This is a genomic window from Paenibacillus whitsoniae, assembly GCF_003955665.1.
In the GTDB taxonomy this organism is placed as follows: Bacteria; Bacillota; Bacilli; order Paenibacillales; family NBRC-103111; genus Paenibacillus_E; species Paenibacillus_E whitsoniae.
The window spans coordinates 1-17,435 of record NZ_RXHU01000004.1; the positions used below are offsets into that span (position 1 = coordinate 1).

A 17,435-nucleotide genomic window follows, 5' to 3' on the forward strand; every position below is an offset into this window, starting at 1 on the left:
ATGCTTGGGTTCAAGAGCCGAACGCACTCGCACAGGCGGTACGGCGACTTCAAGGACGAGGGCGGCATGCTTGGGCATTCGGGTTCAGGAGCCGACCGGCAGCACCGCGATGCCGCTGCTTGCGAGCAGCGCGCGGATATCGCGCGCGAACTCCACTGCGTGCGCCCCGTCGCCGTGCAAGCAAATCGTGTCCGCATGAAGCGGAAGGTCCTCTCCATCCAGGGAGCGGACCTTCCCCTCGCGGACGAGGCGCACCAACTGCGCCGCCGCATCCGCGGCGCTCTCGATCAGTGCCCCGGCTTCACCGCGGGGCGTCAACACGCCGTCCCGCCGGTAGGTGCGGTCCGCGAACGCTTCGCTCGCGGTCCGCAGCCCCGCGGCGGCGCCCGCCCGCAGCAGCTCGCTGCCGGGCGGGCCGTACAGCGTCAGCTCCGCGCTGACGCTGGCAGTTGCAGCCGCAATCGCGGCCGCAAGCTCATGGCGCTTCGCCGCCATGTGGTAGAGCGCGCCATGCGGCTTCACGTGCTGCAGGCGTCCGCCTTCGGCGTGGACGAACGCCTGCAGCGCCCCGAGCTGATACAGCGTCAGCTCGTAAGCCTCGTTCGGCGTGATGGCCATCTCACGCCGGCCGAAGCCGTTCAGATCGGGAAGGCCCGGATGGGCCCCGATCGCAACGCCCTTGCGCACGCACAGCTGCACGGTCGTGCGCATCGTGGCGGGATCGCCGGCGTGGAACCCGCAGGCGATGTTGGCAGAGCTGACATAGTCGAGCAGCTCCGCGTCGCGGCCAAGGCGATAGGCGCCGAAGCCTTCGCCCATATCGCAGTTTAAGTCAATGCGCGACATATGGCTTCCTCTTTCCATCGTTTATTGTTAAGATCGAGCTTCTTCCCACTCAGGCGATGAAGAAAGTCGTCAAGCATAAGTTGGTTGAACTGGAATTCCTCCAGCTGATTTCGACCATTTCCAAGTAAACTAACAGCTGAACTGGAATTTCTCCATTTCATTTACCCCAAGAGGCCGATTTTGCGCAAAATGGCCCATATTCAACTGTAGGTTTTCCAGTTCATCGCGGCAAACTGGCGTTCATCACCACAATGAACAGGAGAAATTCCAGTTGAGCCCTTACCTGCAGTAGCGCTGTAAATTGCGGGTTAATACTTTTGCGAGCAGAAGTCATGTGTACTCAATTCCCGGCGCGGCGAGCTGATTTGACAAAGATAAGCACTTCGTGTGCTTAATTTCCGAAATCGGGCGCTCGACGGCTCAATAAGCCCACCGCATGTGCTTATTGACTCGACTCCTGATGGGCCGATTCGACAGAGATACTTTTTGACGAGTGCTTACTCCGGCGCGACACCTACACCCCCGCGTCCTTCCGCCACGAGCGGACGCCCGCGGCCAGGTGCCGCAGCTCAAGCTGCTGCACCAGCAGCGCTTCCTGCGCCTCCTGCAGCGTAACTTCTGCGAAGCGCGCTTGCCGCCTGGCCGCACCTGCGCGGCGAGCGGGAGATCGGCCGTGATGACGTGGCCGATGCGCGGGTAGCCGCCGGTCGTCTGGCAGTCCGCCAGAAGCAGCAGCGGCTGCCCGCTTGGCGGCACCTGCAGCGTGCCGGCGGCAACGGCCTCCGAGATCTGCTCGGTCTGGACGCCGTCCACTCGCTCCAACGCTGCTTCGCCTTCCAGCCGAAAGCCCATGCGGTCCGACTGCGGCGTCACGGCGTACGCTTGCTCCAAGAGCTGCGCCCAGCTCGCCTCGCGGAACAGCCGCTGCTCCCGGCCGCGCACGATGCGCAGGGTCGGCTCGTCCGCATACGGCGGTCTGCACCGCGTGCTGACGGCTCGCGTCTGTCGCACATAGCGCTGCATGGCTTCAGGCTCCCAAGTCGGCTCGTGGACAACGAGCCGGTCGCCCGCCTGCAGCCCCCTGCCGGCCAAGCCGCCGATGCCGGCGCGCAAGAACGTGCTGCGGCTCCCGAGCGCTTCGTCAGCGCGGAAGCCCCCGCCGACAGCGAGATAGGCCCGACAGCCTTGTACAGCGCGCTTCAGTTCCAGCGTGCTCCCGGCTCTAATCACCAAAGGCCGCCAAAGCTGAACCGGCTCGCCGTCCACACGTGCGTCCAGGTCCCCGCCGCATATCGCAAGCAGCATGTCCGAGCGAGCGATGAGCAGCGGGCCGTTCCATGTCATTTCCAGCGTCGCAGCTCCCGTCGGATTGCCGACGAGCACATTCGCGGTCCGATGCGCAAAAGCGTCCATTGGACCGGATACTATCACACCATGCTTGCGATGCCCGAAACGGCCTTCATCCTGCAGCGTGGATAACAGGCCGGGTTTGATCACGTCAAAAACCATGTCCCGCTAGTTCCTTTCACAAGCAGTTTCGTACTCATCCGGCGCAATTGGCACGAAGCGGACAACATCCCCCGCTTGCAGCAGGGAGGGCGGATCCGCGTCCGGCCGAAACAAAGCGAGCGGCGTTCGGCCGATCACGTGCCAGCCACCCGGCGTCATCAGCGGATAAATGCCAGTCTGCGCGCCGCCAATGGCGACTGATCCGGCCGGAATCTGAGTCCGCGGCACCGATCTGCGCGGCGTTGCCAGCCGCTCGTCCAACCCGCCCAAATATGGGAAGCCGGGAGCAAAGCCTATCATATACACGGGGTAATCCCGCGAGGTATGTAAGTCAATCACTTCGGCTTCCGATAGTCTTCGACAGGCTGCCAGTTCCCCGAGATCAGGCCCATATTCGCCTCCGTAACAAACGGGAATACGTACAATCCGATTCACAGCGGATGGCTCAACCTTGCGAGCTGCCGACGATTCGTAAACGTCCAATAAATGCTGCACCATTTGTGCAACCTGATCATAGGGGGACGGCACGGCGGCGGACATGAGCGTATACCCAATGGCATTCGCATTTGCATTTGCATTTGCATTTGCACCTGCACCTGCACCTGCACCTGCACCTGCACCTGCACTCGCACTCGCACCGACACTTGCTCTTGAACTTGCTCTCGCACTTGCACTGGCACTTGCTCTCGCACTTGCTCTCGCACTTGCACTAGCACCGGCACTTGCTCTCGCATTTACCCCAGCCGCATGCTCCGCCACGCCCAAGACATCATAATAGATCGTAATCGTCGTATACGCCGGAACCAGCTCGATAAACCCCGGAAAACGGTGCCGCTCCAAAAAGTCCGCCAACGTCCGAATCACCGGGAGCAGCGCAGGCTCAATCGTTTCGCCGAGCTTCACGACGATGGCCGAATCCCCCAGCGGATAACAGGTATAAGCGCGGACCATTAGACAAATTGCTGCTTGCGGAGCCAGTTCGCACAGACCTCAGGCCAGACATAGGCTTCCGAATGATTGGCCGCAATGCCGATGCCATGTACGCCCGATTCAAAAACATGCAAATCAAACGGCACCTTGTGACGGCTCAGCGCCGCCGCGAACATCAGGCTGTTTTCCACGGGTACCGCGGCATCGTCTGCCGTATGCCAGAGGAATGTCGGCGGCGTATCGGAAGTTACTTGCTGCTCGTTGCTCAAGAGTTGAATTAACTCTTCTCCCGCGTCTTCGCCGATGAGGTTGTTTTTGGAACCTTGATGTCCGAGCGCCATCATTGAAATGACCGGGTAGCAGAGAACCATCAAGTCAGGACGACTGCTTTGACGGTCGATCGGGTCTTCCGCTTCCGGATTGCCCGCGTCGTAATGTGTGCCTGCCGTTGAAGCCAGATGTCCCCCAGCCGAAAAGCCCAAAATCCCCACGCGCTGCGGATCGATTCCCCAGGCTTCGGCATGATGGCGTACGGTGCGGATAGCACGCTGAGCATCCTGCAAAGGAATCGGATGGCGATAAGGCGCCACGCGATAATTTAATACAAAAGCGGAAATGCCCAACCCGTTCAACCAGCACGCAATCGGCTCGCCTTCATGTGCGGCGCGCCCGCCATACCCACCGCCGGGACATACGATAACGGCGCCATACGGCTCCTCCCGTCCCTCTGCCAAATACAGTGTCAGGCTCGGACAGCCTTCATTTTTCTCCCCAATCGTGCCCTCTGTCGCACCTGGCCATAGCTCAATCGTTTGATTTTCCTGCAACTCTGAAACCCCCTTCATAAATTGGCGTACTACTCTTTATAATAACGAATCCCTTCAGGGGTGGAAAGCATCTATTTGATAGTAAAAGGAGCGAAAGCAGATGATCGTCGTCACAACGGAAAATATTCCTGGTTATGAAGTTACGGAAGTGCTTGGCAGTACATTCGGGGTCGTCGTTCGGGCAAGAGGCATCGGGGGCGACATTCTGGCTTCCCTCAAAGGGCTCGTCGGCGGAGAGGTCACGCAGTATACGCAAATGGTGGAGGACGGACGCAGACAGGCGATGGATCGACTGGTGAAAAATGCAGCTGCGATGGGCGGAGACGCCATCGTTATGATGCGCTTTGACAGCGGCGACATCGGTCAGAACATGACCGAAATCGTCGCCTACGGCACCGCGGTTAGGACGCGTCGTCTATGAGCGGGTGGGCCCCGGTCCTTATCTCTTATTATGCGTTCTGGTTTATCGGACTTATTGTTCTTTTTCTTCTCGGTTATCTTGTTTATGACAAACGGTATAAAAGCAGAGGCGCGCAAACGCCGGACACGCCGCCAAATGGCTACCTGCATACCTCCGAAGTGTTCATCGATCCTAAAGACGGCTACACCTATCGGGTATATTACAATCCTCGAACAGGCGACCGCGCCTATATACGTGAGCGCTAGAAGCACCGCGCACTCGTCTAACGGCCTGCCGGCACAACAAAAAGACGCCCATTCCACTTCCTCAGTGGCGATGTAGGCGTCTTTGCTTTTTACTCCCAAATAACTTTCCAGTTCCCGTTCACCGTAGCCTCAATCGTGCCGCGCTCCATAATGTAGCCTGCGAGCAATTCGGCAACGTCCGTCGGAATGTCTTTGACAACCGGCTTGTCCTGGAACATGGCGTAATTGCCGCCTCCCGCCGCGCGGTAGTTGTTCATGACCACGTCGAACTCCCCATCGGGATCGATCGGCACCCCATCATACAGCAGTTCCACGACACGTGAACCGAGCGGCCGGGTAATATTGAGCGTGTAGGTGATCCCTTCCCACATGTCATAGTTGTAATGCTGCGGCTTCGGCTCGCGGAATGATGCACTGATGCCGACTTCTCCATCCGGCGACAACTCGAAGTAACCCGCAGACTGCTCCAGCGCCGACCGAATATCCGCCCCGGATATCCGGATCACTTTCAACGTGTTCGGGTAAATATAGTTCGATACAATATCCCGCATCGTGATATCGGAAGGAAAGCCGGGCGAAATATTATCGAACAAAGCCGTATTCGAAATGCGCGCACCCGAAAGCTCCATCTGCACTTTATTGATAAACTCAATCAGGGCATTATCGCGAAGACGGGTCTGCATCGGGTCTTTCACAAGCATGTCGCCGGACAGCTTGCCGATTGGCTGATCCAACCAGACTTGGGCTGCCGATTCATACGGCGAGACCATCTCAACCAGCTTCGCGTCAGCCTCTACGTCTTGCACGGAGAGCAGCTCCGAGCTTTTAGAAGCTACGTGCCATTTGCCTGCCTCCTGCGTCAGCGTCAGGCTTACTTTGCCGAGCACCGCTCCCGCTACGCCCGGCTGCACGATTAGCACGCCGTTCACCTCGATACCGGCCAAGCTGCGATGCTGATGTCCCGTCAGCAGAACGTCGATGCCGGGAACCTCCATGCAGAGGCGGTAGCCTTGATTTTCGCCGGTCAGCGGTTCAGTCGGCTCGCCGGTCGCGAGATCCCGTTCAAACCCGCCATGATAGGAGACGACGATCACGTCGGCTTGCTCTTCCTCTTTTAACACACGAACCCACTGATGGGCCGCTTCCACCGCATCAATAAACCGCAGGCCCGCAATGTTCTTTGGCTCTTCCCAATTCGGTATGTATGGCGTCGTCAAACCGAGCACCCCAACGCGAACGCCTTCCGGCAGCTCACGAACGAGATAAGGTTTGCCGAGAAACGGCTCCCCGCTCTTCTCGTCCACAATGTTGGCGCACAGCCATGGAAACGCCGATTCCCCCACGGCTTTGCGAAGCGTATCCAATCCGTAGTTGAATTCGTGGTTGCCGACGACGCCTGCGTCAAACCCTGCATAATTAAGTGCAAGCACCATGGGATTCACCGGCTGACGATTCAGCTTGGCATGGTGATAAGCGAGCGGCGTTCCCTGAATCAGGTCCCCGTTGTCGATGACCACAACGTTCTGAGCAGCTGCGCGCTCAGCGGCGATGAGCGAGGCGATTGTGGCGATCCCGACCTGGTTCGGCTTGTTATTGGCATAATGAATCGGCAAAAAATTTCCGTGCAAATCGCTCGTTTCCAGGATCGTTAGCTGGCACTGAGGCCTTTTGTCCGCATGCAGCATGAGGCAGTATCCCCTCTATTCCAAAATTTGTATTTGACCACATAAAGGCTGTCATTTTTACAAATACTAAACACTATCTTCCATATCTCTTATGTTAATGTTATAGTACATCATAGATTATATGAAAATATTTAAACGGAGGTCAAATGAAATGAAAAAACTTACTGTCCTGGGCTTGTCCATGGTCGTGGCGGCAACAACGCTTGTCGGCTGCGCAAAAAAAGAAGAAACCAAACCATCCGCTTCTGCCGCTGCAACAACTGCAGCTTCCGCAGCGCCAGCAGGTGGAACTTTCGTCCCTAAAGAGCTTAAAGTGCAATTCGTTCCTTCCCAAAACGCTGAAACGCTCGAAGCGAAAGCGAAACCGCTGGAGAAGCTGCTTGGCGACAAATTGGGCATCCCTGTGAAAGTATCCGTATCTACCGACTACAACGTCGTTATCGAAGCGATGGCTTCCAAGCAAGTTGACGTAGGCTTCCTGCCTCCGAGCAACTACGTTGTTGCGCACGATACACGTAAAGCCGCTGATCTGCTCGTGCAAGCGACTCGTTTGGGCGTTGACGATGCAACTGGCCAATCCACGAAGGATCTGGTTGACTTCTATAAAGCTGAAATTCTGGTGAAAGCTGATTCCCCGATCAAATCCGTTGCTGACCTGAAAGGCAAGAAAATGGGCTGGCAAGGGGTTACTTCCGCAGCAGGTTACGTATACCCTGGTTATGTTCTGAAAAAAGCCGGCGTTGACCCTGTGAAAGACGTAACGGGCGTTCAATTCCAAGGTCACGATAAAGCGGTTATCGCGCTGCTGAACGGTCAAGTTGACGCTGTCGGCGTCTTCCAAGACATCCGTGCCAACATGACGAAGGACTATCCGGACGTATTCAAACAAACAAAAATCCTTGCGTTCTCCGATAAAATCCCGAATGACACCGTAGCGGTTCGTTCCGACATGGATCCAACTTGGAAGAAAAAGCTGACTGACGCATTCATCGCAATCGGCAACGATCCGGAAGGTCAAAAAGTTATTTTCGACGTATACTCCCACAAAGGGTATGTAGCTACAGACGATTCGAAATTCGACATCGTGCGCAGTGTCAACAAAGAAATGGGCTTGAAATAATAAAACTCCGCTCGATAGCGAATGCCTCATCCCGGTTGATCCAAGCCTGGTGAGGCTTTTTACATTCTATTCCTTTCTTTCCTTGCATATGATGAATGTGGCGTGCCGGATGGTCGTTTCATAACTCTGAGTGGGGTGAATGTTAGAATGTTTGAAAGGCTTATTCGCAGTAAACAACGCGTGAAAATCCGGTGTGGCAACGACGAGATCGACGGGGTGATTTCGCATTTTTATGCAGAATTCGGCCTGCTGCGCGTTGGCAAGCTGATGATCCCGATCGCCTGTATCGAGCAGATGGAGGAAGTGGAACCCGAACAGCAAGATCAGCTTCCTGTCCGAACAAAGCGCGAACCCTTTCTCCGTCTCGTATCGGACGGCAGACACACCCATTAGCGCCTGCTGGGCGCTTATATAAGCAGAAAAGGCTGTCTTCCTGTCCGTCTGAAACGGACGCGGAGACAGCCTTTTCTGCTTGTCTAGACGATACGCTTGCGCAGCGTACCTGAAATATAGTCGATGATCGAGACGGTTATGATGATCCCGATGAGAATGATGCCGACGCGCGGCCACTGTCTCGCGTTCAAGGCGAAGATCAGCGGCGTCCCGATGCCGCCGGCGCCGATAATGCCGAGCAGCGTCGCGGAGCGGACGTTGATCTCAAAGCGATACAGCGTGTACGAGATGAAATCCGGAATAACTTGCGGAATGACGGCGAACGACATCCGCTGCCAGAAGTTCGCGCCCACGGCGGTCATCGCCTCGGTCGGGCCCATGTCCATATTTTCGATGGCCTCCGCATACAGCTTCCCGAGCATCCCCACGGAATGCAGGCCAAGTGCCATAACCCCGGCGTAAGCGTTCGGGCCGACCGCTTTGATGAAGATGAGCGCCATGATGATTTCCGGGATCGTCCGAATGACGCTCAGGAAGAACTTCCCGGTGCCCGATACGGCGCGGAACCGGCTCATGTTCGCTGCAGCCCAGAAGGCAAACGGCAAGCACACAATCGCGGATACGAAGTTGCCGAGATACGAGATCGACAGCGTTTCGAGCAAGGTACGGAGCAAATCCTCGCCGTCCGCATTATAGATATAGCCCCAGTCCGGATGAAACAGGCCGGTGAACATCGCTTTGGTCAGCTGCCAGGTCGTCGGCTGGAAGCCGGTAAGCTCGAGACCGGTCAGCGCCCAAACGATTAGCGCGACGACAGCGAGAATGCCGATGATACGGTACGTGCGGGCACGGGATTCGGACAACGGCTTTTTGCTGCCTTTAAGCAGGTACGTACGGAAACGCGTGCTCACCAGGTCAATGATGACGACGACGAGCAGCGTATAGATCACGATTGCGCAGGACTGGTCGTAGCGGAACAGGTCCAGCGTGTTTTTGAGCAGCAAGCCGATACCGCCGGCGCCGACCAGACCGAGAATCGCGGATGCCCGGATGCTGACTTCGAACGTGTACAGGAAGTGCGCCAGATACGTCGGCGCCACCTGCGGCAGCACCCCGAAGCGAATCAGCTTCAGCTTGCTGGCGCCGACCGCGGTCATGGCCTCCAACGGGCCGGGATCGATCGCTTCGGTGGACTCATAAGCAAGTTTCGATAAAATGCCGAAGGTAAAGAAGATAAGGGCAAGTGTACCTGCCGTCGGCCCAAAGCCGACCAGGACGGCGAACAGCGCCGCGTACAGTAAATCCGGGATCGTCCGGATCAGGTTCATGAACAGGCGTGCCGGATAGAACAGCCATGACGAGCTCGTGACGTTGCGCGCCGCCAGCAAAGCCATCGGGTAGGCGAAGAGCGCGCCGATCACAGTGCCGAGGATGGACATTTGCAGCGTCTGCGCCATCGGCTTCCAGATGTCGCCGAAGAACGCCCAGTCCGGCGGGAACATTTCGCCGATGAATTTGAAAATCTCAGGCGTGCCTGAAGCGAGCTGCGTCAAGGTAGCGCCGGTTTGATAAATACTGCCAACCAGGAACAGCACCATCAGCAGCAGCGTCATGTAAAAGCGGGTACGTGGCGGCCTTTTGGCTGCGGTAGCACTCATCACGCCTGGCCTCCCAGCAGCTCGTCTTTCTTGATCGCGCGGCCGTAAATGCCGGAGAACACCTCATCCGTCGCTTCCGCAACCGGACCGTCGAACACGACTTTGCCGGCGCGAAGTCCGATAATCCGGGTCGCATATTCGCGCGCCAGATCGAGGAAGTGCAGATTGACGATCGTCGTAATGCCCAGATCGCGGTTGATGCGCTTCAGGTCGTCCATCACCTGACGTGTCGTCAACGGGTCAAGCGAAGCGACAGGCTCGTCCGCCAGAATGATTTTCGCTTCCTGCGCCAACGCGCGCGCGATCGATACGCGCTGCTGTTGACCGCCGGACAATTCATCTGCGCGCGCATACGCTTTTTCACGGATATTCACACGTTCCAGCGCTTTCAGCGCCAGCTCGGTATCCGCTTTCGGGAACAAGCCGAATATCATCCGGAGCGTCGAATGGTAAGCTACGCGGCCGGAGAGAACGTTGCGCAGTACTGTGGATCTTTTGACCAAATTAAATGTCTGGAAAATCATGCCGATGTCTCTGCGCATCCGGCGAAGTCCCGCGCCATTCGCCTTGGTAATCGACTGGCCGTCAATCAAAATTTCCCCGCTCGTCGTTTCATGCAGCCGGTTAATCGAACGCAGCAGCGTCGACTTGCCCGCGCCGGACAACCCGACAATGACAACGAACTCGCCGGGATGAATCGTGAGGTTAATATCATCCAGCCCGACAGTCCCGTTCGGGTACACTTTCGAAATATGTTTGAATTCAATCATTCAGCATCCTACTTTCCTACCACAGTCTAATGTACCTATATAGTATACGACAAAATACTTTCAACGAGCGACAATAAAATCCTTTTTTCTAGGATAACCTTTAGAAAAAATTCATATCCCGTTGTTCAACGTGACAAAAGATGAGACGAAACAACCCCGGTTCGCTGCCGCGAAGCCGGGGCTGTCTACGTTACGAAGGGGTTTTCGCGCCCCATCGCTCTTCAATCTTCATGCCTTTCCAGACTGCCACGGAGACGATCCACGCCACGATGAACAACGCAACAAGGATAAAACCGAGAATGCCGAAATCGATGTCCTGCAGCCACGTCCAGAAGCCGCCCTCCATGCTGAACTCTTCCGACAGCACCTGTCCCAGCTCAATGACGCCGATGATCAGCGCCGCGACGACCGCCAGCGCCGTAACCGTCAAGTTGTAATAGAGCTTGCGCACCGGAGTATGGAATGCCCAGCGGTACGCTTTGGTCATAAACATGCCGTCCGCCGTGTCGAACAAGCTCATCCCCGCCGCGAACAGCAGCGGCAGCGAAATGATGCCGAAAAACGGAATCGCGTCTTTGGCGGCATGCGCCGAAATCGCGAGCAGCGCAATTTCGCTGGCCGTGTCAAAACCGAGTCCGAACAGGAAGCCGAGCGGGTAGACGTGCCAGCTTTTGCCGATGAAACGGAAGAACGGCTTGATCAGACGCGCGATGAGACCGCGGGATTCCAGCAGCTCCTCGAATTCCTCCTCATTTTGCTTGCCGCTGCGGAATTTGCGAAACATTTTATAGAGAGAAATCAAGATGACAAGGTTGAGCACCCCGATGATGACTAGGAACAAGCCGGACACCGACGCCCCGATGATGCCGCCCATACTCTGCATCCAAGGCAATTCCCGCTCCGCCCACTGCACGGAGAATGCTGTGATGAGCGCCATCACGAACACGACCGAGGAATGGCCGAGGGAGAAATAAAAACCGACGCCGAGCGGGTTGCGCTTCTGCTGCACCAATTTGCGAACGGTATTGTCAATCGCCGCGATATGGTCGACGTCGAACGCATGCCGCATGCCGAGTGTATACGCCAATAGGCCGATGCCCCAGAAAGCCGGCGACGATTGGGCGACGGTAAAGAGGCCGATAATGCCGAGCACGTGCAGGAGAAGGATGAAGAGGACGTATCCTCCCCAGCTTTTACGCTGCGCAAAGATCGATTTCCACATGAGTATGTATCCACACCTTTCATTTCGTGTTACGATTCAGATCATATGTAACACACTTCTGAGATCAGTTTAGCACACGTGTGCATAGAAGAAAAGCATTTGTTTTAGGCAGGAAATCCAGCTTGCTGGTTGGAATCTGTTATAATGAGTAACGGTTCTTGGGAGAACCGCAATTTGGAGCAAAGGAGTCGATTCCGGCCTATGTCCCTTGGCAGATACAAGTGGTTCACGATTCTCGCACCCGTGCTGATTATCGGCGGGTTTGAATATATTCGGCACGCCTTTCTGCTGCGCTATTTGACGATGGAGGCGGGCAACTTTGTCATTACGGTCATTACGCTTCTGCTCTCTTTTCTTTTTGCCTCGTGGATGTTCGGCCGCATCGAGCGCAGCAACGAGCTGATGCTGCTCGGCGAGGCCCGCAGAGCCGTCTACGAAGAGCGCGAGCGGTTGGCGCAGGAGCTGCATGACGATCTCGCGCAGACGCTGTTCTTTTTGAATGTGAAGCTGAAGCAAGGCGATCTCGAGGAAGCGAAGGCCGCGGTATCGGAGATCGATCAATCGCTGCGGCAGGCGATTTTTAATTTGCGCACCGCTCCGGAGGAGGGGACGTCGTTCGGCCAGCGCATCCACAAGTTCGCGGCGAACTGGTCGTTGATTTCGGGCATTGAGCTGACGCCTGATCTGGCGCTTGCGCCCGGCAGCTTCACTTCGGGCGAAGAGGTGCAGCTGTTCGGGATCGTCCAGGAGGCGCTGACGAACATCCGCAAGCACTCGATGGCGTCCAACGCCACACTGAAGCTTACAGCGGACGAGGCGGGCTGGCGCCTCGAAATTACGGACAACGGCTGCGGGCTTCAACCTACAGCGAAGCGGTCCGGCAAGACGTACGGTCTGGATCTGATACGGAAGCGTGCGAAGGAGCTCGGCGCCACGCTCAGCTTTACAAGCTTGGGAGCAGCGGATGTGGATGGCGGCGGTACAGATCCAAAAACGGGCGCCTCCGCCGGAGGAAGTGCGGTTGCAGCCGTCTCCGCGACCGGCACGCGGCTCGTTGTAGTGTGCGAAAGGAGTGAAAGTTAGTGACACCGATCGTCCCTTTTCGAATCGTCATTGTCGACGATCATCCCTTGGCCCGCAGAGCGATTCGCAGCATGCTGGAGCCGGCCTCGGATTTTGAAATCGTCGGCGAAGCGGATTCCGGCGAAGCCGCGATTCGCCTGTGCCAGGACGTCGCGCCTGACGTCGTCCTCATGGACATTCACATGTCCCCGATGAACGGGCTGGAAGCTACGCGGCACATTAAACAAACCTATGCCGCCATTCGGATTGTGATGCTGACGGTATCCGACGATGTCGCCGATCTGTTCACGGCGTTGCAATTCGGCGCGCAGGGCTACCTGCTCAAAAACATGGACCCCGACGAGTGGCTGACGTATTTGCGTGCCTTGCTCGACGATAATTCCGAGGTTGCCCGCGGCATGGCGGACAAGTTGTTCGCCCGCTTCCGAGCGCCGGTGAATGCCGCCCCACCCGGGCCTGTGCCCGGTATGCTGACCGTGCGCGAGCAGGAAATCACGGCATATGTGGCGCAGGGCGACAATAACCGGCAGATCGCCGAGAAGCTGCTCATTTCCGAGCATACCGTGAAAAACCACATGAAAAACATCCTCGTCAAGCTCGGCCTCGAAAATCGTGTCCAGCTGACAGCGTTTGCCATTAAGCATGGCATGACACGAAAATGACATATTCAGTCGGAAAAATAGCCCACTCGAGTCATATGCGGTAGCTTGTCTTTGGGGTAAGATGGACAACGTGATACAGAGTTCAAATCTGAAAGGGGTCTATGCTTCATGTTTAAAAAGTTGCTCATTAACATCAGCTTGCTGATGATCGTGTCCATGCTGGTTGCCGGACTTGCCAGCGCCCACGTTGTGGTGTATCCGAAAGAAACGACGCAAGGCACTTATGAAGTGTTTACTGTGCGTGTACCTACCGAAAAAGATGTCCCAACTACAAAAGTCGAAGTCAAATTTCCTGCCGAGGTAGCCGTTTCCCGCTTCGAACCGAAAACTGGTTGGAAGTATGACATTGCGAAGGATTCCGCCGGCAAAATTACTGGCGTCACATGGACAGCCACTGGTGAAGGCCTATCTAGCACAGAGTTCGGTGATTTCAACTTCCAGGGCAAGGTAGGCGACACAGCGACGCAAATCGTGTGGAAAGCATACCAAACGTACAAAGACGGCAGCGTCGTGGAATGGGTTGGCGCCAACGGCTCCGACAAGCCTGCTTCGGTGACAACCGTGAAAGCGAAAGCAGGCGCAACGACAGACAGCCATGGCATGACAACCGGTGCAGCCGACGCAGAGAAATCCGAGTCCAATGCTCCGCTGATCTTGTCCATTGTAGCGGTTGTGCTTGGTGCCCTGGCGGTAGTTGTCGCGTTTGTAAGAAAGCGCAGCTAAGCTTGGCCCTTCCCTCAATTTGGTGCCTTCCAGTCTAGCCTCCAACGCGGGGCTGCCGAAGGGCACGCTACTAAAAAAAAGAGCCTCATCCCCGAAAATCGGCGGATGCAGGCTCTTTTCACTCACTACGCTTCGTTGCGCTCATAAATGCGGAAGGCGTAGTCGTACGGGTTCTTCTCATCGCGGACGCCCTGCTCGCTGGACACAAGCGTCCAGCCGGACAGGTCGAGCTCGCTCATAAACGTATCCGCTACGAACTCATGCTCGATGAACGTGATGTACATCTTGCTCACGCTCCCGCTGAATAGGCGGAAAATTTCCGCGCCGCCGATGACGAACAGCTCCTGGTCGCGGAACGCTTCGACCACTTCCTCCACGCTGTGCATGACGTCGCAGCCGTCTGCGGCATACGTGGCATTTTGCGTTAAAATGACGTTGCGTCTGCCCGGGAGAGGCTTGCCGATCGACTCGTACGTCTTGCGGCCCATCAGGATTGGATGCCCCATCGTAACCGCTTTGAAAAACTTGAGGTCAGCCGGTAAATGCCACGGCAGCTTATTGTTCACACCGATGGCACGGTTCCGATCCATGGCAAAAATAAAGGAAATGCTCATCCATCTCTTCTCCTTTAGCGATAATTATTTGACTGGAATGATAAAGGACACTGTCGTGCCTTCGCCGGGACGGCTGACAATGGACAAGCCCTGCCCGTAGTGCCGGATCAGTTTTCGGTTCGTATTGGCGAGGCCGATGCCTCCTTTTTCCCGGAAAGCAGGGTTCAGCAGTTCAGCTGCTTTATCAGGCGGCAAGCCGGGACCGTTGTCTCTGACTTCGACTTCAACGCCGGCGGCTTCGCGCACGACCTTCAACTGGACAGTTCCTCCGGTAACGCGGCCCATAGCGCCATGCCGCACGGCGTTTTCCACCAAGGGCTGAATGGACAGCGGCGGCAGAAATAGGTGCAGCTCCGGATCGATATTCAGTATGACGTCCAGCTTGTCTTGGAAACGCTCCTTCTCAATATACAAATAAGCTTCCACCAGCTCAAGCTCACGAGCCAAATCGACAAGCTCCCCCGAATTCAAATAATCGAAGGAGACCCGTAAAAAGGACGTAAATGCCTCGCCGAGGTTCCGCATTTTCTCCTGATCGATCTCGCTAAGCACCATGAGCGAATTAAGCGTATTAAACAGAAAATGCGGCTGAATCTGCGCCTGCAAATAGGAGGCCTCGATTTTCAGCCGATCATACATCGACTGCTTCAAGGAAATCAGCGCTCGAATTCTATAGCGCAATTCAACAGCATCCGCCGGCTTAACCACGTAATCGTTCGCCCCCGACAAAAATCCCGTGTAGATGTCCTCAGGCTGGCTGCGCGCCGTAAGCAGCAAAATCGGCAGTTCCGATATGGTGTATCGTTCCCGCACACGCTGGGTCAACTCGTACCCTGACATCCCCGGCATCATGACGTCGGCGATCAGCAGGTCCCAACTCTGCGTTGTCAACAAGTTCAGCGCCGCTTCTCCCGTCCGGGCCGTCACCACATGATAAGAATCGGCAGAGAGAATGCCCGTCAGCACGTTCAAGTTACTCACATCGTCATCCACAGCTAAAATATGAACGGGAGCATCCTTCAACAGATTAGGCAGCTTATTCGGGACAGGAGAATGCTGGGTGACGATTTCGTCCGAGTTGCGCAAATATTTTTTGAACCAGTACAGGGAAAAAGCGGAGACGGCAATCAGGAGGTCGATGGGATAAAAGACGCTCGTGATATCCATAATAGTTTCCAGTATACTCCAAGCTAGGCTGGAAATGATGCTGATTCCCGTTATCAGCAAATAAGGAACATCCGGCTCGCGCTTCTCCCGGAGCGACATTTTCGCCACCGTCCAGATAAACCACGCACACGTAAATAGATAAAGACCAGGAAATATGAACCAATCATAAATGACGTTCACATAAGAGACGGGTCCCACCAGGATCACGCCGGTAAGCGCGGATAGCCGCATCGTCTGCAGGATACTTGAGAACATGCCCAACAACAGCAGACATAATAGAAAGTAGCGATACTGGCTTACCAATCGCCTGCCTCCACTCATGCGTGAGCTCCTCCCGCAACTTTCCACTGTCTGTACCAATCCGAGATTTCTTCGCTCAGCGGAAGCTCCAATTCCCGCTCCATTCTTTCTTTGAGCAGCCAGTACTGCTCCTCAACGCCGGCCTGATGATGAAGCGAATGATACAATTTCATAAGGGCAAAATAGCTGTCTTCCTCATCCGGGCACATCTTCTGAATCGTTCTGAACACCTCGATCGCCTTGTCTGCATGGTCATTTCTCTCGTAAAACTCGCCCAGCATCTTCATATGATGGCGCCACAGGAGCCGCAGCCGTTCGCGCTCATGTTCCGCCCAAAGATAAGCATAGTTTCCCATGTAGTCTTCCGAATAGCCTTCAAGCGCACTCTCGTAGCGACTCACCGTTCCCTTATCTAGCACGCCGAGCCCTCTCATCTCCTCTTCCCAAACGTCTACGTCCACGCGTGTATTGCCGAGATCCAGCCGATACCCTGTCTCCAAATCGCCAATGCGGATCGAAATCGTTTCTGCCAGACCGCAGGTTTTCAAGGTTTGGCGGATATGATAAATCGTTGTGTACAAGTGCGAAGCCGCCTTCGCCTCGTCGACATCCGGCCACAACAGCTCAAGCAGCAAGCTGCGATAAACCATTTGACTTCGGTGATGGAGCAAATAAGCGAACAGCTCCTGCGCTTTGCTTGTCCGCCACTTGGGCACGACCGGTTCCGAACCCGGAAGCTGAAACCGAATCGGTCCGAAGCAGCGAATCACCGGGACGTTCGCGTCTGGCGCTGCTCTCAACATTTTTTTCATCTGCAGCTTTTCCTGCACTCGCTGTATGGTTTGCCGCAGGCGCTGGCTTTGTATGGGCTTCATGATGTAGTCTAGCGCATAGAGCTGAAAGGCCCGCACAGCGTAGTGATCGTAGCTGGTCACGAAAATAATTTCAATCCCCGGCACAGCCGCCTGGAGCTGCCAGCCGAGCCTCAAGCCATCGACTTCAGGCATGTGAATATCGAGAAATACCGCATCGGGGCGATGCAGCAGGGCCCCTGCGATCACTTCTTTCGGATTGGTAAACGAAGCCGCGATCTCGATGTCGCGCGCTTCACGTTCAAGTGCTCTTTGAAGTCCAATTAACGCTAACGGTTCATCGTCGACCAACATGACTTTCACAACTTACGCCTCCTGCATTTCTTCTACACGTTTCCTGGAAGTTCTCTTTCTTCATGTTGCTGACCATATCTCTTTATTAACTGCC

General features: G+C 55.7%; 18 protein-coding genes. 7 read left to right on the forward strand and 11 right to left on the reverse strand.

Annotation, left to right across the window (positions count from 1 at the left end):
* Positions 1–84 precede the first annotated feature (84 nt).
* The 4 genes from EJQ19_RS00515 to EJQ19_RS00530 form a co-directional block, all read right to left on the reverse strand.
* A complete protein-coding gene (locus EJQ19_RS00515; protein ID WP_126139257.1) occupies positions 85–846 on the reverse strand; it encodes a LamB/YcsF family protein in 762 nt (253 codons plus the stop codon).
* A 420-nt stretch (positions 847–1,266) separates the two neighbouring features.
* Positions 1,267–2,355 carry a 5-oxoprolinase subunit C family protein gene (locus EJQ19_RS00520; RefSeq protein ID WP_241242664.1) on the reverse strand — a complete coding sequence of 363 codons (1,089 nt, stop codon included), beginning with the start codon at positions 2,353–2,355 and terminating at the stop codon, positions 1,267–1,269.
* Positions 2,356–2,361: 6 nt separating this feature from the next.
* A complete protein-coding gene (gene pxpB / locus EJQ19_RS00525) occupies positions 2,362–3,306 on the reverse strand; it encodes a 5-oxoprolinase subunit PxpB (protein WP_126139258.1) in 945 nt (314 codons plus the stop codon).
* Positions 3,306–4,112 (reverse strand): alpha/beta hydrolase, encoded by an 807-nt coding sequence (locus EJQ19_RS00530; RefSeq protein WP_241242665.1) that lies wholly within the window; start codon positions 4,110–4,112, stop codon positions 3,306–3,308. The genes pxpB and EJQ19_RS00530 overlap by 1 nt, the downstream gene beginning before the upstream one ends.
* A 100-nt stretch (positions 4,113–4,212) precedes the next feature.
* Here EJQ19_RS00530 and EJQ19_RS00535 point away from each other — a divergent pair, with 100 nt between their 5' ends.
* Together EJQ19_RS00535 and EJQ19_RS00540 are read left to right on the forward strand one after the other, a co-directional pair.
* Entirely contained in the window at positions 4,213–4,533 is a 321-nt protein-coding gene (locus EJQ19_RS00535) for a YbjQ family protein (protein ID WP_126139260.1), read from the forward strand.
* Positions 4,530–4,778, forward strand: coding sequence for an HD family phosphohydrolase (locus EJQ19_RS00540; RefSeq protein WP_126139261.1), 249 nt, complete (start codon positions 4,530–4,532; stop codon positions 4,776–4,778). The genes EJQ19_RS00535 and EJQ19_RS00540 overlap by 4 nt, the downstream gene beginning before the upstream one ends.
* Positions 4,779–4,867: 89 nt before the next feature.
* Here EJQ19_RS00540 and EJQ19_RS00545 read toward each other — a convergent pair whose 3' ends face one another.
* Positions 4,868–6,463: a bifunctional metallophosphatase/5'-nucleotidase gene (locus EJQ19_RS00545; RefSeq protein ID WP_126139262.1), complete on the reverse strand. Its 1,596-nt coding sequence runs from the start codon at positions 6,461–6,463 to the stop codon at positions 4,868–4,870.
* A gap of 151 nt (positions 6,464–6,614) precedes the next feature.
* On the opposite strand from EJQ19_RS00545, the gene EJQ19_RS00550 reads away from it, so the two are divergent.
* Together EJQ19_RS00550 and EJQ19_RS00555 are read left to right on the forward strand one after the other, a co-directional pair.
* Complete coding sequence (locus tag EJQ19_RS00550) at positions 6,615–7,583, forward strand: phosphate/phosphite/phosphonate ABC transporter substrate-binding protein (protein WP_126139263.1); 969 nt, start codon at positions 6,615–6,617, stop codon at positions 7,581–7,583.
* 147 nt (positions 7,584–7,730) lie between these two features.
* Entirely contained in the window at positions 7,731–7,976 is a 246-nt protein-coding gene (locus EJQ19_RS00555) for a hypothetical protein (protein WP_126139264.1), read from the forward strand.
* Between the two features lie 83 nt (positions 7,977–8,059).
* On the opposite strand, the gene phnE is transcribed toward EJQ19_RS00555, so the two are convergent.
* From phnE to EJQ19_RS00570, 3 genes are all read right to left on the reverse strand, one after another.
* On the reverse strand, positions 8,060–9,634 hold the full coding sequence (gene phnE, locus EJQ19_RS32985; RefSeq protein WP_420901652.1) for a phosphonate ABC transporter, permease protein PhnE: 1,575 nt from the start codon (positions 9,632–9,634) through the stop codon (positions 8,060–8,062).
* Positions 9,634–10,404 carry a phosphonate ABC transporter ATP-binding protein gene (phnC, locus tag EJQ19_RS00565; protein ID WP_126139265.1) on the reverse strand — a complete coding sequence of 257 codons (771 nt, stop codon included), beginning with the start codon at positions 10,402–10,404 and terminating at the stop codon, positions 9,634–9,636. The genes phnE and phnC overlap by 1 nt, the downstream gene beginning before the upstream one ends.
* A 190-nt stretch (positions 10,405–10,594) precedes the next feature.
* Positions 10,595–11,626: a HoxN/HupN/NixA family nickel/cobalt transporter gene (locus EJQ19_RS00570; protein WP_126139266.1), complete on the reverse strand. Its 1,032-nt coding sequence runs from the start codon at positions 11,624–11,626 to the stop codon at positions 10,595–10,597.
* A gap of 201 nt (positions 11,627–11,827) precedes the next feature.
* Here EJQ19_RS00570 and EJQ19_RS00575 point away from each other — a divergent pair, with 201 nt between their 5' ends.
* The 3 genes from EJQ19_RS00575 to EJQ19_RS00585 all read left to right on the forward strand — a co-directional run bounded on the left by EJQ19_RS00575 (position 11,828) and on the right by EJQ19_RS00585 (position 14,094).
* Positions 11,828–12,709: a sensor histidine kinase gene (locus tag EJQ19_RS00575; protein ID WP_126139267.1), complete on the forward strand. Its 882-nt coding sequence runs from the start codon at positions 11,828–11,830 to the stop codon at positions 12,707–12,709.
* A gap of 8 nt (positions 12,710–12,717) precedes the next feature.
* Positions 12,718–13,371, forward strand: a complete 654-nt coding sequence (locus EJQ19_RS00580) for a response regulator (RefSeq protein WP_126139315.1) — start codon at positions 12,718–12,720, stop codon at positions 13,369–13,371.
* A 108-nt stretch (positions 13,372–13,479) separates the two neighbouring features.
* Positions 13,480–14,094: a YcnI family copper-binding membrane protein gene (locus tag EJQ19_RS00585; RefSeq protein WP_126139268.1), complete on the forward strand. Its 615-nt coding sequence runs from the start codon at positions 13,480–13,482 to the stop codon at positions 14,092–14,094.
* A 125-nt stretch (positions 14,095–14,219) separates the two neighbouring features.
* On the opposite strand, the gene EJQ19_RS00590 is transcribed toward EJQ19_RS00585, so the two are convergent.
* Genes EJQ19_RS00590 through EJQ19_RS00600 form a run of 3 tightly spaced genes read right to left on the reverse strand, consistent with a single transcriptional unit; the run spans position 14,220 to position 17,341 of the window.
* The gene (locus EJQ19_RS00590) at positions 14,220–14,708 is read right to left on the reverse strand and encodes a dihydrofolate reductase (RefSeq protein WP_126139269.1); all 489 of its coding nucleotides are present in this window, start codon (positions 14,706–14,708) and stop codon (positions 14,220–14,222) included.
* 24 nt (positions 14,709–14,732) lie between these two features.
* A complete protein-coding gene (locus EJQ19_RS00595) occupies positions 14,733–16,196 on the reverse strand; it encodes a sensor histidine kinase (RefSeq protein ID WP_126139270.1) in 1,464 nt (487 codons plus the stop codon).
* Positions 16,193–17,341, reverse strand: a complete 1,149-nt coding sequence (locus EJQ19_RS00600) for a response regulator (protein ID WP_241242668.1) — start codon at positions 17,339–17,341, stop codon at positions 16,193–16,195. Before EJQ19_RS00600 ends, EJQ19_RS00595 begins: the two co-directional genes overlap by 4 nt.
* Positions 17,342–17,435 lie beyond the last annotated feature (94 nt).